This is a genomic window from uncultured Pontibacter sp., assembly GCF_947492645.1.
GTDB lineage: Bacteria > Bacteroidota > Bacteroidia > Cytophagales > Hymenobacteraceae > Pontibacter.
Genome location: NZ_CANLMZ010000010.1, coordinates 147,631 through 169,549 on the forward strand (window position 1 = coordinate 147,631; position 21,919 = coordinate 169,549).

Annotated in this window: 19 protein-coding genes; 9 read left to right on the forward strand and 10 right to left on the reverse strand. The window is 46.3% G+C overall.

Going from position 1 to position 21,919, the window contains the following annotated elements; genetic code table 11:
* Positions 1 to 195 precede the first annotated feature (195 nt).
* Positions 196 to 2,181 (forward strand): OmpA family protein, encoded by a 1,986-nt coding sequence (locus tag Q1A23_RS16150; protein WP_299825128.1) that lies wholly within the window; start codon positions 196 to 198, stop codon positions 2,179 to 2,181.
* A 5-nt stretch (positions 2,182 to 2,186) separates the two neighbouring features.
* Entirely contained in the window at positions 2,187 to 2,930 is a 744-nt protein-coding gene (locus Q1A23_RS16155) for a DUF4184 family protein (protein WP_299825129.1), read from the forward strand.
* A gap of 88 nt (positions 2,931 to 3,018) precedes the next feature.
* On the opposite strand, the gene Q1A23_RS16160 is transcribed toward Q1A23_RS16155, so the two are convergent.
* The 5 genes from Q1A23_RS16160 to Q1A23_RS16180 all read right to left on the reverse strand — a co-directional run bounded on the left by Q1A23_RS16160 (position 3,019) and on the right by Q1A23_RS16180 (position 8,733).
* Positions 3,019 to 3,522: a DUF6702 family protein gene (locus Q1A23_RS16160; protein ID WP_299825130.1), complete on the reverse strand. Its 504-nt coding sequence runs from the start codon at positions 3,520 to 3,522 to the stop codon at positions 3,019 to 3,021.
* Between the two features lie 2 nt (positions 3,523 to 3,524).
* On the reverse strand, positions 3,525 to 4,616 hold the full coding sequence (locus tag Q1A23_RS16165; protein ID WP_299825131.1) for a LysM peptidoglycan-binding domain-containing protein: 1,092 nt from the start codon (positions 4,614 to 4,616) through the stop codon (positions 3,525 to 3,527).
* 13 nt (positions 4,617 to 4,629) lie between these two features.
* Positions 4,630 to 5,943, reverse strand: a complete 1,314-nt coding sequence (gene rseP, locus Q1A23_RS16170; protein WP_299825132.1) for an RIP metalloprotease RseP — start codon at positions 5,941 to 5,943, stop codon at positions 4,630 to 4,632.
* 49 nt (positions 5,944 to 5,992) lie between these two features.
* Positions 5,993 to 7,144, reverse strand: coding sequence for a 1-deoxy-D-xylulose-5-phosphate reductoisomerase (locus Q1A23_RS16175; protein ID WP_299825133.1), 1,152 nt, complete (start codon positions 7,142 to 7,144; stop codon positions 5,993 to 5,995).
* Between the two features lie 68 nt (positions 7,145 to 7,212).
* A complete protein-coding gene (locus tag Q1A23_RS16180) occupies positions 7,213 to 8,733 on the reverse strand; it encodes a GH3 auxin-responsive promoter family protein (RefSeq protein ID WP_299825134.1) in 1,521 nt (506 codons plus the stop codon).
* A gap of 161 nt (positions 8,734 to 8,894) precedes the next feature.
* Between Q1A23_RS16180 and Q1A23_RS16185 the strand changes: the two genes are divergently transcribed.
* Both Q1A23_RS16185 and Q1A23_RS16190 read left to right on the forward strand, forming a co-directional pair.
* Positions 8,895 to 9,329, forward strand: coding sequence for an OsmC family peroxiredoxin (locus Q1A23_RS16185; protein WP_299825135.1), 435 nt, complete (start codon positions 8,895 to 8,897; stop codon positions 9,327 to 9,329).
* Between the two features lie 58 nt (positions 9,330 to 9,387).
* Entirely contained in the window at positions 9,388 to 9,900 is a 513-nt protein-coding gene (locus Q1A23_RS16190) for a hypothetical protein (protein ID WP_299825136.1), read from the forward strand.
* Between the two features lie 74 nt (positions 9,901 to 9,974).
* On the opposite strand, the gene Q1A23_RS16195 is transcribed toward Q1A23_RS16190, so the two are convergent.
* Positions 9,975 to 10,271 (reverse strand): hypothetical protein, encoded by a 297-nt coding sequence (locus Q1A23_RS16195; RefSeq protein WP_299825137.1) that lies wholly within the window; start codon positions 10,269 to 10,271, stop codon positions 9,975 to 9,977.
* Positions 10,272 to 10,294: 23 nt separating this feature from the next.
* Between Q1A23_RS16195 and Q1A23_RS16200 the strand changes: the two genes are divergently transcribed.
* A complete protein-coding gene (locus Q1A23_RS16200; RefSeq protein ID WP_299825138.1) occupies positions 10,295 to 10,519 on the forward strand; it encodes a hypothetical protein in 225 nt (74 codons plus the stop codon).
* 202 nt (positions 10,520 to 10,721) lie between these two features.
* Here Q1A23_RS16200 and dnaA read toward each other — a convergent pair whose 3' ends face one another.
* The 3 genes from dnaA to Q1A23_RS16215 form a co-directional block, all read right to left on the reverse strand.
* The gene (gene dnaA / locus Q1A23_RS16205) at positions 10,722 to 12,146 is read right to left on the reverse strand and encodes a chromosomal replication initiator protein DnaA (RefSeq protein ID WP_299825140.1); all 1,425 of its coding nucleotides are present in this window, start codon (positions 12,144 to 12,146) and stop codon (positions 10,722 to 10,724) included.
* 106 nt (positions 12,147 to 12,252) lie between these two features.
* Entirely contained in the window at positions 12,253 to 13,185 is a 933-nt protein-coding gene (locus Q1A23_RS16210; RefSeq protein ID WP_299825142.1) for a metallophosphatase, read from the reverse strand.
* 12 nt (positions 13,186 to 13,197) lie between these two features.
* Positions 13,198 to 13,953, reverse strand: coding sequence for a 5'-nucleotidase (locus tag Q1A23_RS16215; protein ID WP_299825144.1), 756 nt, complete (start codon positions 13,951 to 13,953; stop codon positions 13,198 to 13,200).
* A gap of 183 nt (positions 13,954 to 14,136) precedes the next feature.
* Between Q1A23_RS16215 and Q1A23_RS16220 the strand changes: the two genes are divergently transcribed.
* Complete coding sequence (locus Q1A23_RS16220) at positions 14,137 to 15,534, forward strand: T9SS type A sorting domain-containing protein (protein ID WP_299825145.1); 1,398 nt, start codon at positions 14,137 to 14,139, stop codon at positions 15,532 to 15,534.
* A 55-nt stretch (positions 15,535 to 15,589) separates the two neighbouring features.
* Here the strand turns inward: Q1A23_RS16220 and Q1A23_RS16225 are convergent, their stop codons facing one another.
* Positions 15,590 to 16,903, reverse strand: a complete 1,314-nt coding sequence (locus Q1A23_RS16225; protein WP_299825146.1) for an amidohydrolase — start codon at positions 16,901 to 16,903, stop codon at positions 15,590 to 15,592.
* 366 nt (positions 16,904 to 17,269) lie between these two features.
* Between Q1A23_RS16225 and Q1A23_RS16230 the strand changes: the two genes are divergently transcribed.
* From Q1A23_RS16230 to scpA, 3 genes are all read left to right on the forward strand, one after another.
* Positions 17,270 to 19,099: a methylmalonyl-CoA mutase family protein gene (locus Q1A23_RS16230; protein ID WP_299825148.1), complete on the forward strand. Its 1,830-nt coding sequence runs from the start codon at positions 17,270 to 17,272 to the stop codon at positions 19,097 to 19,099.
* A 2-nt stretch (positions 19,100 to 19,101) separates the two neighbouring features.
* The gene (locus Q1A23_RS16235) at positions 19,102 to 19,542 is read left to right on the forward strand and encodes a nuclear transport factor 2 family protein (protein ID WP_299825150.1); all 441 of its coding nucleotides are present in this window, start codon (positions 19,102 to 19,104) and stop codon (positions 19,540 to 19,542) included.
* A gap of 159 nt (positions 19,543 to 19,701) precedes the next feature.
* A complete protein-coding gene (scpA, locus tag Q1A23_RS16240) occupies positions 19,702 to 21,846 on the forward strand; it encodes a methylmalonyl-CoA mutase (RefSeq protein WP_299825152.1) in 2,145 nt (714 codons plus the stop codon).
* Positions 21,847 to 21,919: the final 73 nt, after the last annotated feature.

Here is a 21,919-nt window from a genome sequence, read left to right on the forward strand (position 1 = left end):
CAAAGCAGTTGGAGCTATGTTCTGAGGTTTTTGTATAGTTGTCAAGACTTGTGCCATACTGTTATAGTCTGCTTATTTGTCCTGTGCCGAAATGTTTTATATGCAATATTAAAGCTAAAAAGACATTAGCATCTAAAATTAGCACAAAATATAGTTCAAAAATAATATCTTTGGCATGAGGATAAATCTAGTGTAATGCAGCAAAAATCCCTGCTCATAGCCATTTTTACAATACTGTTGTTTTTCCCCCTGCTTTGCATGGGGCAGTTACAACATATCCCGTTGGATAGCGCACAGGGGCTTAAGCTAAACAAGCAGGCACCAAACCCCGAGATTCACCTCAATTTCCCTAATATAAATAAAATACCTTACTATCGCGACCAGAAGAAGCTTTCTGCGATACAACGGCTGGAAAAAAGGAAGCAATACGACCAGGTGCTGCCGCTGCTAGAGCGTTATGTAACAAATTTTGGGATACAGAACTTCTACAAAGACACTTACCTGCTATGGCGGCTTGGGCAGCTTTTTGAGCGCACCGGCAGAAAAGAGGAGGCAAAGGAGCTTTACCGGCTGGTACTGAAGCACCACCGCACCGATGCTCGCGGTGTGTACTCCTATTACGACTCGCTGGAGCAAAACACAAAAGACTATTACGTGCCCCTGGATTATTATTATGAGCTGGTAGAGTATCGTAAATCCATCGCCACTTTTAAACCTCCCAAAGGCGTTTACCTGAACATGGGCAATGCCATCAACTCGCCTTACGAAGATTACGGCCCTACCCTGAACGAGGAGAATGAGGTGTTTATTTATACTTCTAAACGCAACTTGCAAGGCTTAAATGGCCGCGCCAACGAAGATTTATACTTCTCGAAGCAAAATAATGGCTTCTGGGAAGAGGCACAATCCTTTGGCAAGCCCATTAACAGCATATACAACGAGGGCTCTGCCTGCCTTAGCCGCGACGGCAAAACGCTATACTTTGCCCGTTGCGAATCGCCGGATGGCTACGGAAACTGCGACCTGTACATGGCTAAAATGCAAGCCGACGGCAAATGGGGTGAGATTACAAACCTGGGGCCCAATGTAAATACCAATGCCTGGGACTCTCAGCCTACCCTATCGCTTAACGAAGACACCTTATACTTTGCCTCTGACCGCCTGGATGGTTTTGGACTATCGGATTTATACTTTACCTACAAAAACAAAAATGGAGACTGGGCTCCGGCACAGAACATGGGCCCTACCGTGAACACCCGCGAGAGCGAAGTAAGCCCCTTCTACCACCCCAAGTACCAGGTTTTATACTTTAGCTCACGTGGCCAACTCTACAACTTCGGCGACTTCGACATCTACAAAACATACAATGTGCAGGGGCATTGGCAGGAGCCACGCAACATAGGCCCTTTGGTAAACGGGCGGGGCAGCGAGTACTACTTTACCATTGATGCCGATTCCCGAAATTTATACTATGCCCGCTCCGAAGCCGACGATATTCAAAACCTGGACCTGTACTCTTTTCCGTTGCCAATGGAGGCACACCCGCTGGCCGTAACCAAAGTGCAGGGTATCTTAACCGATTCGCTTACAAATAAACCACTATCTGGCATCGTTTCTATTATAGATCTGGATAACGGTATTGAGGTTTCCTCCAAATACTTGCGCCCGGACGGTTCTTTTGAGTTCGACCTTATTGATAACTCCCGGTATATGCTGATGATACAAGGGCCTGATTTTTTTACTCTCGAACGCGAAATCTCCCTGCAGCAGGATACATCATTTAAGCTGATGACAACACTTATCGACTACAGCATACCGATGGTGTTCGAGAACATTGAATTCGACCAGAATCAGTCTGAAATAAAAGAGAATATGAAGCCTATACTGGATGAAGTCGCGCTTTTCCTAATTGACCATCCTACATTCAGGCTTGAGATTGCCGGCCACACCGACGGTGCCGGCGACAAAGAATTTAACCTGGTGCTTTCCCAGGATCGTGCCGATGCCATCAGGAAATACATTGAACAGCGGGTAAACATGATAGAAGGCCGCATTGATGCCGTTGGCTTTGGCAGCTCTAAACCGCTAAGAGACGAAAAAACGGCCGAAGACAGGAAAATCAACCGCCGTGTAGAGTTCCGGTTGATAAAGCCGGAGAAACCTGAGCGCGGTTTAAAATAAGTATAATGCCTTTTACAGCCGCGCATCCTGCCATTGTACTTCCGTTGAAGTATAAATTTCGCCGCCTCTTTTCTACTACAGGATTGGTAATTGGCAGCATAGCTCCTGATTTTGCATACTTTATCAGCCCCCTTATCACAACTAAAGTCAGCCATACGTTAAAAGGTATACTTGTCTTCAATTTACCCGTCACCCTTATACTTGCTTTGCTTTTTCATGCAGTTGTAAGAGAGCAGCTTATTCGGTTTCTGCCTCCGTTTCTGGCACGCAGGGCTGCTGTGGCTGCACATGCTAATTGGTTCAGGTATATGCGCCAAAACTGGCATATCTTCTTTATTTCAGCCTTTATAGGTATTTTATCGCACTTGTTCTGGGATAGCTTTACACACTACTCAGGCTTTTTTGTGCGCCACTTCGCCATTCTCCGAAAGCCTGTTGATTTTTTGGGTTATGCTTTGCCCCTTTGCCGCTGGATACAGCATATCAGTACAGTTGCTGGCCTGGCAGCAATTTCTTTATACATAAGCAAGTTGCCAGTTTATACTTTACAGCAACAGCGAAAGTATAAATGGTTATTTTTCTGGGCTTTCGTGATGGGATCTGGGCTGCTGCTGTTGCTCTATACCAGCCCCAATATAGCTAGCATAAACCAGGTAGAACGATGGGTAGTGCGGTTTTTGAGCGGAGCCTTATCTGCGTTAATTATGCTGACGGCACTTTTAAAGGTGCGCCAATTGGTTTTAAAGTAAGATTATAGGGGTTTGCAGGGTACTATTTGTGTGCTTACGCCACTGGGTATAAGCTGTGGCTAAGCTTGCGGAAAGAAAAAACCTGGTGCTATAGCGTGAACTTCTTCTGTTCTTCGCCACGCTGCAGTAATACGCTTTCAGTTTTGCCTTTGTAGTTCAGGTTTACGATGTTCATCTGGTCGCCAAAAACCTCAGTAAGGACTGCATTTTTCACATATAGTTGCGCCAGCGAGGCACTTTTAACAGGCACTTCCACGTACATCCACACCGCATCAGTTTCGGCTTCTGAGCCAAGTAGCTTATACTTTAACGCCTTACCTTTTGCCAGTTCAAAACTTAGTTTGGTTTGCAGATAGGCATAGAGTTGCTGCTGCTGCTCCGCAGAGTTGCTGTTGTAGGTTATTTTTGTTTTGGTAAACTTAGAAACCGCCTCTTCCAGGTCGTCAGTAAAAACCTTGAGCGCCACCTCCAGGGTTTGGGTGCGGGGGTTATACTTTATATCGGTAATGCTTGTATGGAAATCGTGCGCCAGCGCAGGAAAAAAAAACGATACCAGCAGGGCCAGCACCAAAAACAGAGTTTTATACTTCATACTTATTTTCCAGAGGAAGGCAGGTCTGAAAGTACACGTTTTGCCATGGCAGGCATATTGTCGCTTACAATACGCTGCACATCGTTCATGTTAGACTCGTAATCTACACTTATCTTATTGCCAGACACCAACTCTCCTTTGTTATTGTAGATAGAGTAATGAACCAGGAAATTGCGCTCATAGTTCAGGGCAGCACGGTCCAGGCAGTTCTCATAGTTTGTTTTTACCTCAAACTGGTTAATGAAAACATAATAATCAATGCCATACTGGTTGTTGAAGTAGCTGAAGAAATTCGGGTCTTTCACTTTTACGCCAAAATGCTTTGTCGGGTCCTTGGCAACGGAAACCGGCTGAGTTTCTTTCTCACCACCCAGCTTCTCTTTCTGCCGTTGCACCCAATCCAAGGCTCCGCCTTTTTCCTCTTTTACTACTGGCTGGTTGTTATACTTAGATTGCTTGTTGTCCTGGTAGTTATAGCTAAGCGATTTATACAGGCGGCTAAGTTCGCTTACGCTGTCGCGGTAAACGCCTCCCAGCAAATGTATGGTTTCGTAACCTTCCGGAGCTAACAAAGCATTCAACCTGTTCCGGAAAACGTGGCGCACGTTTTGGCGCGGTATCTTTGATTTTTTGGCTATCTCATCATCCGCATCCGAAAAGTATAAGTATGGATCGAAGGGGATAACCATGACGCGACTTTTGGTTTTATGCTCGGCGGTGCGCGGTGCGGCGGCTCTGGAGGCAGAGTTACTTGCCACAGGTACTGTAGGAGCTGGTGCGGCTTTAGCTGCTGTTGGCTGTGGTTTTGGTTTGGCAACCTGCACACTTGCCATGGCCTTACGGTTCAGGTAAAGCGTCTGGCCTATCTGCAGTTTATACTCGTTCCATTTCTGAAGCGAATCCAAGGGAATATTAAAGCGGCGGGAAAGGCTGTAATAGGTGTCGCCTTGCTGTACCAGGTACACGCTATCGCCTTGTGCGGCAATAGCGTGCTGGTTTATAGTTGTAGGCCAGGCTGCGGGAGCAGCTTCGGCGGTGATAAAGGCAAATACAAAAATTAAGTTTGTCAGGGCGTACTTCACGATGGCTTTCATGAGAGGATCTTGGTTAGAAGATTATCTTGAACACATCATTAAATATAGCAAATGCCATTAAGCCTAACAATAAAACCATACCCACTTTTTGGGCATTCTCTAAAAAATTATCAGATGGCTTGCGGCCGCTGATGATCTCGTAAGTAAGGAAAACAACGTGACCACCGTCAAGCGCCGGAATAGGCAGGAAGTTCATGAACGCCAGCACCATAGACAGCATGGCCGTGATGTTCCAGAATTTGTACCAGCTAAATGTATCTCCAAAAATCTGGGCAATGCCAATTGGGCCGCTCAACGATTTAGAAGCAGAAACCTCACCTCTGAATATTTTGCCAAAGCCTTTTAAATTTGCTGTGATTACGCCAAATGCCTGGTTCGTACCCATCGGGATAGACTCGCCTAAACTATAGTTCTTTGTAGCGAACTGCAGCAAAGGCACCTGCATAAAGCCAAGCGTGCCTTCTTCGCTCACTTCGGCCTTAAGTTTTATAGGTTTACCGTCACGCTCTACCATCATGGTTACTGCTTTGCCTGCATTGGCATGCAGCGCCTGCTGTAGCTCATGGAAAAACTTAATGCTCTCGTTGTTAATTCTGGTAATAAAATCGCCCTCCTGCAGGCCAGCTTTGGCTGCTGCGCTTCCGGCCATTACCTGTCCTACTTTAAACGGCTGCCTTGGCTGCACAAAGAACATACGGTCCTTGTCGTCGGCTACGCGGTCCATCAGGTTGGCTGGCACCTCAATTTTAACCTGCTGCCCGTTGCGCTCTACTGTGTAGTAGGCATTGCGTCCAAGTATGGCATCCATAGAGTACACATCCTCAAAGCGCTCCAGTTCTTTGCCATTTACAGCTACTACCCTATCACCGGTCTGAAAGCCAATGTCTTTCCCGATCTCGTTAGGTACTACGCCATACTTTACTTCTTTTGCAGGTATGTACTGCTCGCCATAATTGTAAGTAAGGGCGATGTAAATTACAATACCAGTAATCACGTTCACAATAATGCCGCCCATCATTACAATCAGGCGCTGCCAGGCTGGTTTTGCGCGAAACTCCCACGGCTTCGGCTCTTCTTTCAGGGCTTCTGTATCCATGGACTCATCCACCATACCGGAAATCTTAACAAAACCGCCTAACGGGATAAGCCCCAGCATGTATTCTGTCTCACCGAATTTTTTGCTGAAAATCTTTGGAGGAAAGCCGATGGCATACTTCTCTACGCGCATTCCAAACCACTTTGCTGCCAGCATGTGGCCAAGCTCGTGTAATCCTACCAGTATCGTCAGGCCCAGGATGAGCTGACCAACCATTACTAAAATATCCATCAATAAAATCTTATTCTTGTTTTGCTATGGCCCGCAAAGGCTACAGTTCTTAGTTATTTATGAGTTCAATAGCTTTTTCCCTAGCCTCTCTGTCTGTATCAACATAGTCTTCGAAGGAAGGATTCGCAATATACGCAACTTTTGCCATACAGCTTTCGATGATATCCGACATCTGCAGGAAACCTACTTCATCGCGAAGGAAAGCGGCTACGGCCACCTCGTTGGCAGCGTTCAGGATGCACGGCATGTTTCCGGCCTGTTCCATTGCTGTAAAAGCCAACTGCAGGTTTCGGAACGTTTCCAGGTCGGGCTGTTCGAAGGTAAGCTGCGGGTAATCCATAAAGTTAAAGCGCGGGAAATCGGACTTTAGCCTGTTAGGGTAAGCCAGTGCATACTGTATCGGCAACTTCATGTCGGGCAGGCCCATTTGCGCCTTCATAGAGCCATCCTCAAACTGCACCAGCGAGTGGATAATTGACTGCGGATGCACCACTACTTCTATCTGCTCGTTTTTAAGGGCGAAGAGCCATTTGGCCTCGATCACCTCCAGGCCCTTGTTCATTAATGATGCCGAGTCGATTGTAATTTTAGCACCCATGTCCCAGTTGGGGTGTTTTAAGGCCTGTGCTTTTGTTACAGTAGCCAGTTCTGCTGCGGTACGCCCTCTAAACGGCCCACCAGAGGCTGTAAGTATAATTTTCTCGATCGGGTTATGAAACTCTCCTGCCAGGCATTGAAAAATAGCGCTGTGCTCCGAATCAACGGGGTAAATATTAACACCATACTCCTTCGCTAGATCTGTGATCAGTTGGCCGGCCACTACCAACGTTTCTTTGTTGGCTAGCGCAATGTGCTTGCCCGCCTTGATGGCCCGGATAGTTGGCTGCAAACCGGCATAGCCTACCATAGCGGTAAGCACCATGTCTACAGTACCCATCTCTACTACAGCATTAAGGGCATTTGCTCCGGCGTATACCTTGATGTCGGTGTGTTGCAAAGCACCCTGTACTTTATCGTAAAGGGCTTCGTTTGCAATTACAACGGTATTGGGGTTAAATTCCAGCGCTTGCTGTACCAGCAGGTCGGCGTTGCTGTGGGCAGTAAGCACCTCCAGTTCAAAACTATCGGGGTTTGCCTTTATAACCTCTAAGGCTTGCGTACCGATAGAACCGGTAGAGCCAAGTATGGCAATTCTTTTCATTTAATTTGAAGTATAAAGTATAAGTTGGAAAAGCGCCCAATCTATACTTCACGTGTCTTGAAAAAGTGTTAACTGTTAAACTTTGTTTGCTCCTCGTTTCCTATTGATAACAATCCATCAGCCAGGTTTCTATCATTACTTAAACGTGGCACCTTATTTTGGCCACCCAGTTTACCCTGAGACTTCATATAGTTCCGGAAAGAGCCTTTTGGCAGCTCCGTAAGCTTTAGTTTATGCAATATGTTACCCACAATCAGGTCGTAGTAATACGAGTTGAGCCTTTGGAGCTGCTCGTCCAGTTCATCGGCAAAGGCTGTTGCATTATGCGGTGGTTTGGCAAACTCAACCAGCCACTCATGATACGATGCCCCCTGGCTCTGACTAACGTAGGGTGCTACTGTAAACTCTGTTAACTCTACCTCTGTAAACTTAGCCATCGTTGCCTTCATTGCCTTTTCTACTTCCTCGCCGATAACATGCTCGCCAAAGGCTGATATAAAGTGCTTAATGCGGCCGCTTACCACTATTTTATAGGGCTTTACAGATGTGAACTTCACGGTGTCGCCAATAGAATAAGCCCAAAGCCCGGCGTTGCTGCTCACTACTAAAGCATAATTCACGCCAACTTCTACTTCGCCAATGGTTAAGCGGGTAGGGTTCTCGTTGAAATACTCTGAAACAGGTATAAATTCGTAAAAGATGCCTGTATCAAGCAGCAGCAGCAGCCCCGAATCGTTTTGCTTGTCCTGGTACGCAAAAAAGCCCTCTGATGCCGGAAACAGCTCAATAGAATCTACCTGCTTGCCAATAGACTCGAACAGTTTTTTGCGATAAGGCTCAAAATTAACGCCTCCGTAAACAAACAAATTAAAGCTCGGGAAAATGTCTTTTATCGACTTCCCCGTCTGCCGCATAAGTTTATCAAAGTACATCTGCACCCAAGGCGGTATCCCTGAAATCAGGGTCATGTCCTGGTCGATGGTTTCTTCGATTATCTGGTCCAGCTTGTTTTCCCAATCTTCAATGCAGTTGGTTCTGTAGCTTGGTAACTGGTTTGTGCGCAGGTAACCGGGCACATGGTGGTTAGCTATGCCAGACAAACGCCCTGTATTTATTCCGCCAACCTCTTCCAGCTCCGGGCTCCCGGATAAGAATATCATCTTCCCATCCAGAAAATCAGACTTACCGGTATCGTGCACATAAGCCAATAAAGCATTGCGGGCACCGTTTATGTGGTTCGAAATAGAATCTCTGGAGATAGGGATATACTTTGTGCCCGAAGTAGTGCCCGATGTTTTTGCCAGGTAAAGCGGCTTGCCAGGCCAGAGCACATCTTTCTCGCCTTCTTTTACTTTTATGAAATACTGGCTCAGGCCCTCATAATCGCGAACGGGCACAGCTTTCACAAAATCTGCATGCGATTTTATGTTGCTGAATTTATGGTCGCGACCAAACAAGGTGTTTTGAGCTTTGCTTATTATCTTCTGAAAAACTGCCTGCTGTGCTTCCACCGGATTCTCCATCCAACGCAGGTTCTTTTTATGCACATAGGCAGCAAGCGGTTTGCTCAACAATGCTTTTACACCCATACATTCTGTTTTTGTGTGATGGTAAATATAGCCAGATTAACCAGTATTGCCATATCGTCAGCTAATTTCAGCGGCTTAGCTCTTTAATTTTATACATCTACTGTAACATACAAAGGCTATTTGCACTATTAATGTGTTAAACCTTAACTAAATAAAAAGCTATGAGAGAACATAATGCAGAGGCTACCTGGAAAAAAGGCCTGAAAGACGGAGAAGGAAACATTAAAACCGGAAACGGCACTATCGAGTCGGCATACAGCTACGGCACACGCTTTGGCCACGAAACCAATGGCACCACCCCCGAAGAACTTATAGGCGCCGCACACGCAGGTTGCTACTCTATGTTTTTGAGCGCCTTGCTGGGCAAAGAGAGTTACACACCGGATTATATACACACAAAAGCGAAAGTTATACTTGGCGAGAAGGACGGCGCACCTTTGGTAGAGCGGATAGATTTAACTGTTGAGGCCAAAGTACCGAAACTATCTAACGAGGACCTTCAGAAACTTGCACAGGAGGCAAAAGAGAAATGTCCTATATCGAAAGCCCTTTCTGCTGTACCGGAGATTGGTTTGAAGGCAACTTTAATTGAATAAATTATTATATTGCACTAAGATATGAGATAAACCTGAAGTTTCACCAAATCACCTTAACATGGCAGTACCCGGTAGTAGTAACGCACGATCGTCGCTGATTGTGCAGCTAAGCCCAACAAAAAGTGCAAAACTCTCTTTTACAGTACAAATTATACTTACACTTTTTTGGCTGGCCTGGGCTGCAATGCTGCTCGTAACCGGAGAAGGTGAAAACGGACAAGGCTACTTATACTATGTTTTTTTTGGGCTTGCGCTTATTTTTTTCATGTATGTGGTGCTGCAAAATACTTCTATTTTCGGAGTACAATCTTACATAGAAGTCACGCCCCAATACATTGTGCAAAAGTATGGTGTATTCAGAACAAAGCACATCGTTTCGATACCTGACATAGAGGCCATGCATGTATCGCCGTATGCCCTTAGAATCTCGCTTAAAGATGAAAGCAAGGTATACATGGATTTAAAGCAGGTGCGTAAAAAGCGAGACCTGGAGAAGATCAAGAACAGAGTAAAGGATATTGCCGCAACCAACGGTTTCGCACTTTCTGAGTCTGTTACCAACCGGCCATAAAAACAACTGGTTTACACAAAAAAGAGAGCGGCCATACTTGTGCAAAGTATGGCCGCTCTCTTTTTTGCCTGGTTTTACCGCTTCCCTTTTAAGATGGAAGTAAACCACCACATAAATTCAAGGTAATACCCTACCAGGAAAATAACTAAAATAAAGAGGACCAGCATTATAAGCAGATCATCCACCGTCCAGGTTTTACCTTTTATCACTTTTACCAACCCAACAAGGCCATGCGTGGCAGCTGCTATAAAAAGTAAGAAAACAAAGAGGATGTTGGCTCCACCTGAATGGTTTAACAGGAATAAAGAACATAGCAGGAAGTATGTCAGGAAAATGATCAGTTGCCGTCTCAAAGCTAGCCAAATACCCATACTACTTGTTTTATAGTTGCAAATTGAAGACCAATGCTACCTTATACTTATGCCGAACGCTAATTGGTTTTCCTGACGCTGTTGGTGTTTTCAATAACAACTTGCACTACAGGATAACGGCTATTCTTCTTGCTGGTGAAAACGCGCAGCAAGGGCAGGCGATGAAGTATTATGTTCTGGTTGGTGTTTTCATTAACAGCGTAACGGTAGCGATGAAGCAGCAAACAACCGCACCCTCAACAACCTGACACTTGCAGCAGAAGAAGTATAAACAGTTGATGTTTGTAGGACTAAAGTTGCTGTTGGTGAAAACACCAGCAGCGGCGGGGTGACGTAAATTTCGCTTGCTACGAAAACACCTGGCAAATTAACATCTCTTAAGTCCTTTATAAAACGAAGCGGGCCATACTTTGCACAAGTATGGCCCGCTTCGTTTTACATGTATACTTATTAACCAGCTTTGGATTTAAACTTCTTCTGAAGCTCCTGGATACTGGCTTTAAACTTCTTATCTGTATCAATCAAGTCAGAAACTGTTTGCACCGAGTGTATTACCGTACTGTGGTCGCGGCCGCCGAAATGGTAACCGATAGACTTAAGCGAGTGGCTGGTAAACTCTTTGGCAAAGTACATGGCCACCTGGCGTGCCGTTACAATCTCTTTCTTACGCGTTTTGGCTTTCAGCGAGTCCAGGCTTACCTGGAAGTACTCGGCCACGGTTTTCTGGATGAAGTCAAGGTTTACCTCTGTCTCAACATCCTCAATAATATGCTTCAAGGCCTGCTTGGCAAGCTCCAAGTCAATTTCTTTGCGGTTAAGCGACGACTGCGCGATCAGAGAGATCAGCACACCTTCGAGTTCACGCACGTTGGTATCTACGCTGTACGCCAGGTACTCCACCACATTATCCGGAATATCAATACCGTCGCCTTGCATCTTTTTCTGGATGATGGCCATACGTGTTTCAAAATCCGGGCTTTGCAGGTCGGCCGTTAAGCCCCACTTAAAGCGGGATAATAAACGCTCTTCCAGGCCTTTCAGGTCGCGCGGCGGGCAATCTGAGGTCATTACGATCTGCTTGCCAGACTGGTGCAGGTGGTTAAAGATGTGGAAGAACATTTCCTGCGTCTTCTCTTTACCGCTCAAAAACTGCACGTCGTCGATGATCAGGATATCAACCAGAAGATAGAAGTTGGCGAAATCCTGTACGTTGTTCGTTTTCAGGGACTCGATGAACTGGTTCACGAACTTCTCTGACGAGACGTAAAGTACAAACTTCTCAGGGTTGCTGTTTTTGATCTGGTTACCGATGGCTTGCACCAGGTGCGTTTTACCTAAACCTACTCCACCGTACACCATCAATGGGTTAAAAGAGGTTGTACCCGGCTTGTTGGCTACGGCATACCCCGCAGAACGGGCCAGGCGGTTACAGTCACCTTCAATATAGTTCTCGAAAGTATAGGTCGGGTTCAGCTGCGAGTTCAGGAAGTTACGGTCAATCGTCTTCGACTCGAACGGGCTCTTGATGAAGTTTTGCTCGGGGCGGTACGAATTAACGACAGCCTGCGGTATTTTTTTTGTAGGAATATTTACCGTTTGTGGTTTGTTTACCTCGTTGCCGCGGTCCACAATGATAGAATACTCCAACCGGCCTTCGTTGCCTAGCTCCTGGTAAATGACTTTCTTTAGAAGTTGCACATAGTGCTCCTCCAGCCACTCATAAAAGAACTGGCTTGGCACTTGTATAGTAAGTACGCTATCGCGCAAGGATATAGGCTTAATTGGCTCGAACCAAGTCTTAAAGCTCTGTTCGCCAATGTTTTCCTTTATCACCTGCAGGCAGTTACTCCATACAGTTGTACAATCTTTGATCATCCAATTTTCCAAAACTCACTAAGATTCGTCTGGTGAAAATACCTCTCCTTTTATCAGCAGGGGGTTACAAATTTGCTTAAATATATGTAAACAAAAAATTATTTTTTCACGAAGTTGTTACAGGTATGTTTACCGGCAAAAGCGCAGTTCTCATATCTGTTCTTTTCTTAGTTGTTTTGTTGAAGGAGAAGTCGATGCGGCCAAGGTAAATACCAGACCAACCTACCTGATTCACAAGGGTTTCGTGACCGCTATCGTGTTTTACCAGGGTTGGCTCATCCAGGAAAGTATGGGTGTGGCCGCCTAAAATTAAATCTATCCCTTCTACCTGTGTGGCAAGCTTTAAATCGTCTATTTTTTCGTTATCGTATTTGTAACCTAAATGTGAAAGGCAAACAACAAGGTTACACTTTTGTTTATCGCGCAGCTCCTGCACCATTTCCCGGGCCACCGCCACCGGATCGTTGTATACCGTGCCCCCAATGTTGTTGTCGCCTACCAGGCCCTGCAGCTCAATGCCTAAGCCAAAAACGCCAACGCGCACCCCTTGCTTTTCAAAAACTTTGTAAGGCTCGAAGCGGTTTTTAAGGATGGTTTTAGAGAAATCGTAATTGGCAGACAGGAACGGGAACGATGCGTGCGGCAGCATTTTATTTAAACCTTCCAAACCGTTGTCGAAGTCATGGTTACCAAAAGTGGCGGCATCATACTTCATTTCGCTCATGAGTTTATACTCCAGCTCACCTCCAAAAAAGTTAAAGTATGGCGTGCCCTGCCAAATGTCGCCGCAATCGAGTAGCAGCACGTTTTGTTCCTGCTGCCTTATCTGCTCAATCAGCGTTTTACGTTTAGCCATGCCGCCCATACCGCCATACTTGCGCCCATCATCCGGAATTGGATCGATGCGAGAATGCTGGTCATTAGTATGTAGTATGGTAAGGGTTATACTTTGTGCAGCAGCAGCCGAAAAAGGCACGCCGAGCAAGCTTATACCAGCCGCCCCTACTGCTGTTGTTCTAAGAAAGTCTCTTCTTTTCATCTGGTTTTATACTTAAGGGAGGATGGTTACTCTATTCTGTACTTCTGCTGTTACGGGCTTGCCAGCGGCAGTTAGTTGCCTGATATGCTGCAGAATAGCATCCCGCAACAAAAAGCCAACTTTTTCATACTTTACCGGGTCTTTCAGCATCGCCAACCCGTCGCCGCTGCCAGCCAGGTAATCAGACGTAACTAAAGTATAGCTTTGGGTTACATCCAGCGGCTTCCCGTTTATTTTAATGTTTGTTGCCTTACCACCCGCCACAGTATAAGTGGAGTTGTTGATGGCTACAAACTTTTTCTCAGCGGCATAGTCAAAAAGCTGCTTTACGCTTTCGCCACTCAGGGTTAGCACTACCAGCTCATTCTCGAAAGGCATCAGCTCGAACACATGGCCTGTGGTAATGTTGCCCTCTGGCAGCGGCACGCGTAAACCTCCATTAGTAGTAAGCGATAAATCTATGGGTTTGCTGTAAAGCGGCTTGCTTTGGATAATCTGCAGGTCGGTTACGAAATTAGCCAGCGGCGACTCGTAATCTCCTTTTTGCAGAGCATTCGGTGCTATACCTACTACCTCCGACATTTTCACAGATACTTCCTGCCGGTAAGGCGCAATTTTAGCCTCCATCTGCGGGTCGGCCATAATGGCGGTATCAACAGGTACATCGGTAGTGGTTAGGCTAGGCGAAGCTACAAAAGTGCGCTGGCAAGCTCCTAAACTCAGCAGGAGTAGCAGGCCCCCTATGTACTTTGAGGCGTTTTGTTTCATGTTTATGTGTAAAATATGGCGCAAAGTTACCAGCCTCTTCAACAGCAAGCAAACAGACTAAGTTCTTACACACAAAATACACGGTAAACTTTGCAACGTTTTTTGCAATATTTCAACAATATAAAGGACTTAGCTTTAGTTAATATAATATATTGTGTATGAATTGACAACCACATCAGCATCATGAAAACGAAGCTTTTAGTCCTAATCCTCGCTGTTATCCTGCTTGTTCCATTTACCAGTAATTCCACACATATAAATGGGGCTTATTTTAGTTATAAGGTTGATTCGCAGAATCCGCTGAAGTATAAATTTAAGCTCACTATATTTTCAGATGATCGCTCTATTGCAGATGATCCTGTTGTACACATAGGTATGGGCGACCTAAATCAGGTTACAGTACCTAAAACCAAAAATATCTCTTATCAAAATTATAATAGCATCGAGGTTTATGAATGGGAATACACTTATGCTGCACCCGGTAACTATATGGTGTACTGGGTTGGTATTTATAGAAATCCCAATATTATCAATGTTCCACATCCATCTGATCAGCTGACCCAGTTTATAAGAACACAGGTAAAAGCTGGATTTACGACCGTTAACAATAATAGTGCAGATATTATTGTACCTGCCCCACATGAGGCATTTGTAGGCGAGCCGTTTAAAACGAATATGATCGCTTACGACGCCGACGGAGACAGGCTTACCTATGAACTGGTACCACCACAGCACCTGAATCAGAATAGCATACCCCAGAACCTGCCAGGATACCAGTTTCCGGTTGGCCTGCACATTAATAAATTTGGTGAACTGCATTGGCAAAACCCAGTTGTTAAAGGAGAATATGCCATCTCAGTTAAAATAACAGAGTATAGAGAACAGCAACCTGTAGGCTATATCGTAGTTGACATAAACCTGCTGGTAAAAGACAGGGATCATCAGCCTGTTGTAAAACTTTTGAATAAAGACAGACTCACAATAAACTACGACGGCTCTGTGTATGCAAAGCCAGAACAAACGTTAAAGCTCGAGTTCTTTGTGGAGAAAGCCCCCAATAGCACCCATCCAATCTATGCAAAACAATTCAGCGATTTGGACACGCTTGATCTTGCAACTCCTGATTTTGCGGCCCGCGACTCTGCCAATGGCCTGGCTGTAACTTTAAGGTTAACACCTGCTACAAGTATAGCACGCAACCAGCCTTACATAATTGGTTTAAGAGGAGCTTCCAGGATTGACATGAACCCTACCGCACGAAATCAATTTGCCTATGGCTGGGACTTTGTGAATGTATACATCGGAGCGCAGCAGCCAACTTCGTCAGGAGATCTAGCCGATAATGCAAGGGTGCAGCTATATCCAAACCCAGTTGCAAGTAAGTTTTTTGTGGAAGGCGATAACTTACACAACGCACAGTTAAAGGTGTTCAACAGCAACGGGAAGCATGTGTTTACATCTAACTTAATAGCTGGCAGAAATCTATTAAAACGCCCTGCGCATATATCAGCTGGTGTGTATGTGTTTCATATTGTAAAGGGAGGCAAAACTATAAAATCGGGCAGACTGGTGCTGGAATGACCGGACTGCAGCAGGATAAGCAAAAAAGCGGAACCTCATCAGTTCCGCTTTTTTGCTACTTTTTACTGTTCATGTAATTCAGCGCCAGGTTGGTCAGGGTCTTAACACCTAGCTTCATGCCGCTTTCATCAATGTAAAACTCCGGCGTGTGGTGTGCAGGTGCAGTTGCAGGGTCCTGTCCTTTTTTCATGCCGCCTACAAACAAGTATAGCCCCGGAATCTTCTGCTGGAAGTATGAGAAGTCTTCTGCTCCGGTCATGGCATTCATCAGCACTACCTTGTCTTTGCCTGCGGTTGCCTGTAATGTAGGCAGCATTTTTTCTGTTAAGGCTGGATCGTTATAAGTTAAAGCTGCTGCTTCCCTAATCTCCACTTCAGCAGTTGCCCCGGCACTCTCTGCAATTTTGGTAGCCGTTAACCTAATCTTGTCATGGATCTTTTTCTGCATTTCCTTATCAAGGGTGCGAATGGTACCTTCCATCATCACCTCTTCAGGAATGATGTTATTGCGTACCCCACCATGTATCTGCCCTACTGTAATCACTGCGGCGTCTTCGGTTAATTCTGTCTGGCGGCTGATAATTGTCTGCAATCCGTTGATGATCTGTGCCGATACAACGATAGGATCAACACCACCCCAGGGGCTGGCACCATGCACTTGCTTGCCTTTAACTTTTATCGAGAATACATCTGCAGCTGCCATTATACCACCTGGTCTATACTTTAGCGTGCCCACCTCCGTCTGCGAGTTAATGTGGAGGCCAAAAATCACTTCCGGCTTCGGCCCCTTCTCCAGAACGCCTTCTTTTACCATCAGAGCAGCGCCTCCCTCCTCTCCGGCAGGCGGTCCTTCTTCTGCTGGTTGAAACACAAATTTTACTGTGCCCTTTAGTCCGTCTTTCATACTGGTAAGCACTTCGGCAGCCCCTAAAAGCATGGCAATGTGCGTATCGTGGCCACAGGCGTGCATCACTCCAACTTCCTGTCCATTATAGGTGCCTTTTGCCTTGGAGGCAAAAGGGATATCGGCTCTCTCCGTCACAGGCAGTCCGTCGATATCTGCTCTCAAGGCTACCACAGGACCAGGCTTGCCTCCTTTCAGAACACCGACTACCCCTGTTTTTGCAACACCGGTTTCTACTTCCATACCCAATTTTTTAAGATGGGTCGCAATTTTTTCAGCTGTTTTAAACTCGCTGTTGCCCAGCTCTGGATGCGCGTGATAATCCCGGCGCCACTCAACTACCTGCGGCTCTATTTTATCGGCTAGCGTGTTTACCCTGGCCTGCAGCTTTGCATCTTGTGCCATGGCAGGTGCAGCCAGTAAGCTTAGCCCAAAGGCAGTAAGTAAGGTCCGTTTTGTGTTCATTGGGTTAGTTGCTTTGAGGTGGAGTATGAATATAGTAAGTTAAAGCAAATGATGGAAGTATGGTGAACTATATTTTGCACCACCTTGCCTATGCTTGTTTTGCCAGAACTGGCTGTATCAACTTTTAGATGGGCTCGCTGTTAAAGGGCAACAGGTAAATTTCGTGGCAAAAGTACAGGCAACCGTAAGGCTAATGCAAAGAATGCCTTGCAGCAAGAGCTTTATACAAATTCCTTTCAGAGGATATAAAAGGCTTATGCAAAGTATACCTGCCCTACGTTATGTTCAACAATGCTATAAACGGCTACTGGCCTACAACCTTTCGTAGAAAAGATTATCTTTACAACAAAATACAACAACAGCACGATGACGGAAGAGCAGAAGCTATTTTCAGAATTCAACCCAGCCACAGCGGCTGAATGGGAACACAAAGCACAAAAAGACCTGCGCGACACCTCCCTGGACAGCCTTACCTGGCACACCTACGAAAACATCGACGTAAAGCCATACTATGCAAAGGAAGATATAGCGAACCTGCCTTTTGCAACGCATTTACCGGGGCAATTCCCATACCTGCGTGGGCACAAAACAGCCGATAACAGCTGGAAAAACATACAGCAAATTACAGTATCCGGAGTAGGAAGAGCAGCCGTTGATAAAGCAGCTGACGCCCTTACCCGTGGTGCGGACGGTATACATTTCTTTATCCCAAAACACAAGGAGTTTGATATTGCCTATTTGGCTGATGTGATTGACCTGACAAAGTATAGCATCAGTTATACTTTACAGGAGCAGCCACAACTCTTCCTGAAGAACCTGTTCGCTGAACTGGAAAGCCGCCAAGTATCGCCGCACAACCTGCACGGCTTCCTTAACTTTGATCCGGTTACGGTAAAAAGCACTATCACAGACGAGGAAAGCAGCGCCATTATAGAAGTGCTGAACCTTACAAAAGACAGTCCTGATTTTTACGGCATAACCGTTAACGGAACAAGCTTTAGCGGTATTGGTGCATCTTTTACACAAGAGCTGGCTTATACTTTAAATGCTGCTGTGGCTTATACCGATAAGCTGACAGAAGCTGGTGCAGCGCTGGACGATGTGCTTTCGAATATGCAGTTCCAGATGGCGGCGGGCACTAATTACTTTTTCGAGATTGCCAAAGTGCGTGCCCTGCGCCTGCTCTGGGCTGCTGTGGTAGAAGCTTACCAGGCAAAGCCAGAACTGGCTGCGTTGTTGCGCATACACAGCGTTACCTCCAGTTGGTACCAAACCACCCTGGACCCGTACGTGAACATGCTACGCGCCACAACCGAAGCCATGGCGGCTGGTATCTCCGGCTGCGACTCCTTAACTGTAGCGCCATTCGATAGCACCTTTAAGGCCCCTGATGAGTTTTCGGAGCGCATAGCCCGCAACGTATCCATTATACTTAAAGAAGAATCTTATCTTGATAAAGCTATAGACCCTGCTGCCGGCTCGTATTACCTTGACTCATTGACAAATGCCCTCGCCACTAAAGCCTGGAAATTGTTTAAAGATGTGGAGACCCGTGGTGGCTTTGAGGCAGCTTATGCAGATGGTTTTATACTTGGCAGCATCACCGAAATAAGCCGCAAGAAGTTCCGAAACATAGCCACAGGCCGCGAGGTGCTGGTAGGTACAAACAAGTATCCGAACCCAAAAGAAGTCATCGATTACGATCCGGAGGCGCTTATCCAAAGCGAGGCTTTCGATACAACGCGCGCTGCCTATCCTTCTGAGGTGATGCGCATGGCTACCGAATTGCACCTGCGCAAATTGCAGCGTCGCCCAAGGGCCGTAGTTGCCGTAATCGGAGAGACTGTTCAACGGCACATCAATGCAACGTTTGCCCAGGAGTTTTTCTCTTGCGCTGGCTTCGAAACAGATGTGCAGCAGTTTGCTTCTGTAGAAGAGGCCTCTGATAAACTCGAAAATACGACGGCAGAGGTGGTGGTTGTGTCATCTTCGGAGGCTGCTTATGTGCGGGAGTTTGGCCCAAGAATCCGAAACCACCACGCTAAGCCAACCATCATACTTGCCGACGATCCGCAGCACATGAAAGACGAAATGGTGGCGAACGGTTACCAGGAATTTATTTTCGAAGACTGCGACATGACTGTGCTACTGGACATTATCCAGAGAAGGCTGAGCGAAGGAGAAGACAAAAACTAAGCATGAAAGCCTTACTTATAAGTATACTAATAATGGCCACTACAAGCACCCTAACCTCTTTTACTATGCCTAAGGGCGATGCCGTGCAGGAAGTAAAACAAGCGCTGGAAGGCCAGATAGAAGCCTGGAACAAAGGCGATCTGGAAAAGGCTATGACCTTTTACTGGAACTCGCCGGAAATGCTATGGATAAGCAAAAGCGGCACCGAAAAAGGCTATCAGGAAGTATATGATATGTTTCTGCAGGATTTTACCGACCGCAGCAAAATGGGCGTTTACACCTATGAGCCGCTGCACATCGAACAGGTATCCAAAGAGGCAGTATACTTTGTTTTCCGGTGGAAGATTGAGTTAGATGGCAAGCGCCTGATGGGTGGTGTGTCGTCGCAGGTATGGAAGAAAGTTAACGGCCGCTGGGTAGTAACATCCGAACACGCAAGTTAGAAAAATGACTGAATTGTGAATGAGTGGTTGAGTGAATGATTATAAAGCACTTAAATACTTGTTCTTATCTATTAAAAATGTGATTGAATTTTGATGAGCGAATGAATTGATAGTAAACCTATTCACACATTCACTCAACCACTCATTCAAAATTAAAATATGAAGCCTGACTTTTCTAAAATAGATTTAAACAAAGTAGCTGCAGCTGGCAAAAGTGCTGATGCCCCCGCAGAGGCCAACGTATGGAAAACAGCGGAGCAGATGCCATTAAAAAGCTTTTATACTTCGGAAGATGTAAAAGGCTTTGAACACATGGACTTTGCCGCTGGCTTACCGCCATACTTGCGTGGCCCTTACAGCACCATGTATGTGCAAAAGCCCTGGACAATCCGGCAGTATGCCGGTTTTTCTACTGCCGAAGAAAGTAACGCTTTTTACCGCCGCAACCTGGCTGGTGGGCAAAAGGGCCTTTCTGTTGCTTTCGACCTGGCAACGCACCGCGGCTACGACTCCGATCACCCGCGCGTGGTTGGCGATGTTGGTAAAGCCGGTGTAGCCATCGACTCGGTAGAGGACATGAAAATCCTCTTCGACAAGATTCCCTTGAACGAAATGTCAGTGTCCATGACCATGAACGGCGCTGTATTGCCAATTATGGCGTTTTATATTGTAGCCGCCGAGGAACAGGGCGTGAAGCCAGAGCAGTTAAGCGGAACGATACAGAACGATATCCTGAAGGAGTTTATGGTGCGCAACACCTACATCTACCCGCCGGAGCCAAGCATGAAGATCATCGCCGACATCTTTGCTTATACTTCCCAAAAGATGCCGCGCTTCAACTCCATTTCCATTTCGGGTTACCACATGCAGGAAGCCGGTGCCACAGCAGACATAGAACTGGCTTATACGTTGGCAGATGGCCTGGAGTATGTGCGTACAGGTTTACAGGCAGGTATGGATATTGATGAATTTGCTCCGCGCCTTTCGTTCTTCTGGGCCATCGGTATGAACCACTTTATGGAGATTGCCAAGATGCGTGCAGCCCGTATGCTGTGGGCGAAGCTGATAAAGCAGTTTAACCCCAAGAACCCGAAATCGCTGGCACTTAGAACGCATTGCCAGACTTCGGGATGGAGCTTAACAGAGCAAGACCCGTTCAATAACGTAACCAGAACGTGTGTGGAGGCTTTAGCAGCTGCACTTGGCGGTACGCAAAGCTTGCATACTAATGCCTTGGATGAGGCGATTGCCTTGCCAACTGATTTCTCGGCTCGTATTGCCCGTAACACGCAGATCTACCTGCAACAGGAAACTAATATTACCAATGTAGTTGACCCATGGGGTGGTTCTTACTACGTAGAGGCACTTACGCACGAACTGGCGCACAAAGCCTGGACGCTGATTGAGGAAGTGGAAGAACTTGGAGGTATGGCTAAGGCCATCGAAACCGGTTTACCTAAAATGCGCATCGAAGAGGCTGCTGCCCGCAAACAAGCCCGCATAGATTCAGGCAAAGACGTAATTGTAGGCGTAAACAAGTATAAACCAAATCAGATTCAGGAAATCGAGATCTTGGATATTGATAACACCGCTGTGCGCGAATCGCAGCTGCGCCGCCTGGCAAGTATAAAAGAGACACGCAACGAGGACGCCGTAGCCAATGCGCTGCAGGCTTTAACAGACGCTGCCGAGACAGGGGAAGGTAATTTACTTGATTTAGCAGTAGAGGCGGCACGCCATCGCGCCACTTTAGGTGAGATTTCGGATGCATTAGAAAAAGTTTACGGAAGACATAAAGCTGTGATCAGATCTATATCAGGTATCTATTCCGCGGAGCTGTCAGATGATGAGAACTTTGAGCGAGCCAAAGCCATGGCTGATCAGTTTGAAACGCTGGAAGGCCGCAGACCACGCATCATGGTCGCTAAAATGGGTCAGGACGGCCACGACCGTGGCTCTAAAGTAATTGCCACCTCCTTCGCTGACCTCGGCTTTGACGTGGACATAGGACCATTGTTCCAGACGCCAGCCGAAGTGGCCATGCAAGCCGCCGAAAACGATGTGCATGTGGTAGGTGTAAGCAGCCTGGCAGCCGGCCACAAAACGCTGGTTCCGCAACTCATTGAAGAGCTCCGCAAACTGGACCGTGACGACATCATGGTAATTGTAGGTGGCGTTATTCCTGCCCAGGATTACGATTTCTTATTTAAAGCCGGTGCAGAGGGCGTGTTTGGTCCTGGCACAATCATCTCGGTTGCAGCTCAGAATATCCTGGAAAAGCTGATAAAACGGGTAGAAGCTTAGGTTTAAATAAGCTATCATAAAGGCGCAGCTGCTTAGTTTCAGCTGCGCCTTTGTATTTCAGAGACTGGTGCCG

Coding starts and splice junctions, on each gene's coding strand:
- Q1A23_RS16150 (WP_299825128.1), top strand. CDS start 196: ATGCAGCAAAAATCCCTGCTCATAGCCATTTTTACAATACTGTTGTTT.
- Q1A23_RS16155 (WP_299825129.1), top strand. CDS start 2,187: ATGCCTTTTACAGCCGCGCATCCTGCCATTGTACTTCCGTTGAAGTAT.
- Q1A23_RS16160 (WP_299825130.1), bottom strand. CDS start 3,522: ATGAAGTATAAAACTCTGTTTTTGGTGCTGGCCCTGCTGGTATCGTTT.
- Q1A23_RS16165 (WP_299825131.1), bottom strand. CDS start 4,616: ATGAAAGCCATCGTGAAGTACGCCCTGACAAACTTAATTTTTGTATTT.
- rseP (WP_299825132.1), bottom strand. CDS start 5,943: ATGGATATTTTAGTAATGGTTGGTCAGCTCATCCTGGGCCTGACGATA.
- Q1A23_RS16175 (WP_299825133.1), bottom strand. CDS start 7,144: ATGAAAAGAATTGCCATACTTGGCTCTACCGGTTCTATCGGTACGCAA.
- Q1A23_RS16180 (WP_299825134.1), bottom strand. CDS start 8,733: ATGGGTGTAAAAGCATTGTTGAGCAAACCGCTTGCTGCCTATGTGCAT.
- Q1A23_RS16185 (WP_299825135.1), top strand. CDS start 8,895: ATGAGAGAACATAATGCAGAGGCTACCTGGAAAAAAGGCCTGAAAGAC.
- Q1A23_RS16190 (WP_299825136.1), top strand. CDS start 9,388: ATGGCAGTACCCGGTAGTAGTAACGCACGATCGTCGCTGATTGTGCAG.
- Q1A23_RS16195 (WP_299825137.1), bottom strand. CDS start 10,271: ATGGGTATTTGGCTAGCTTTGAGACGGCAACTGATCATTTTCCTGACA.
- dnaA (WP_299825140.1), bottom strand. CDS start 12,146: ATGATCAAAGATTGTACAACTGTATGGAGTAACTGCCTGCAGGTGATA.
- Q1A23_RS16210 (WP_299825142.1), bottom strand. CDS start 13,185: ATGAAAAGAAGAGACTTTCTTAGAACAACAGCAGTAGGGGCGGCTGGT.
- Q1A23_RS16215 (WP_299825144.1), bottom strand. CDS start 13,953: ATGAAACAAAACGCCTCAAAGTACATAGGGGGCCTGCTACTCCTGCTG.
- Q1A23_RS16220 (WP_299825145.1), top strand. CDS start 14,137: ATGAAAACGAAGCTTTTAGTCCTAATCCTCGCTGTTATCCTGCTTGTT.
- Q1A23_RS16225 (WP_299825146.1), bottom strand. CDS start 16,903: ATGAACACAAAACGGACCTTACTTACTGCCTTTGGGCTAAGCTTACTG.
- Q1A23_RS16230 (WP_299825148.1), top strand. CDS start 17,270: ATGACGGAAGAGCAGAAGCTATTTTCAGAATTCAACCCAGCCACAGCG.
- Q1A23_RS16235 (WP_299825150.1), top strand. CDS start 19,102: ATGAAAGCCTTACTTATAAGTATACTAATAATGGCCACTACAAGCACC.
- scpA (WP_299825152.1), top strand. CDS start 19,702: ATGAAGCCTGACTTTTCTAAAATAGATTTAAACAAAGTAGCTGCAGCT.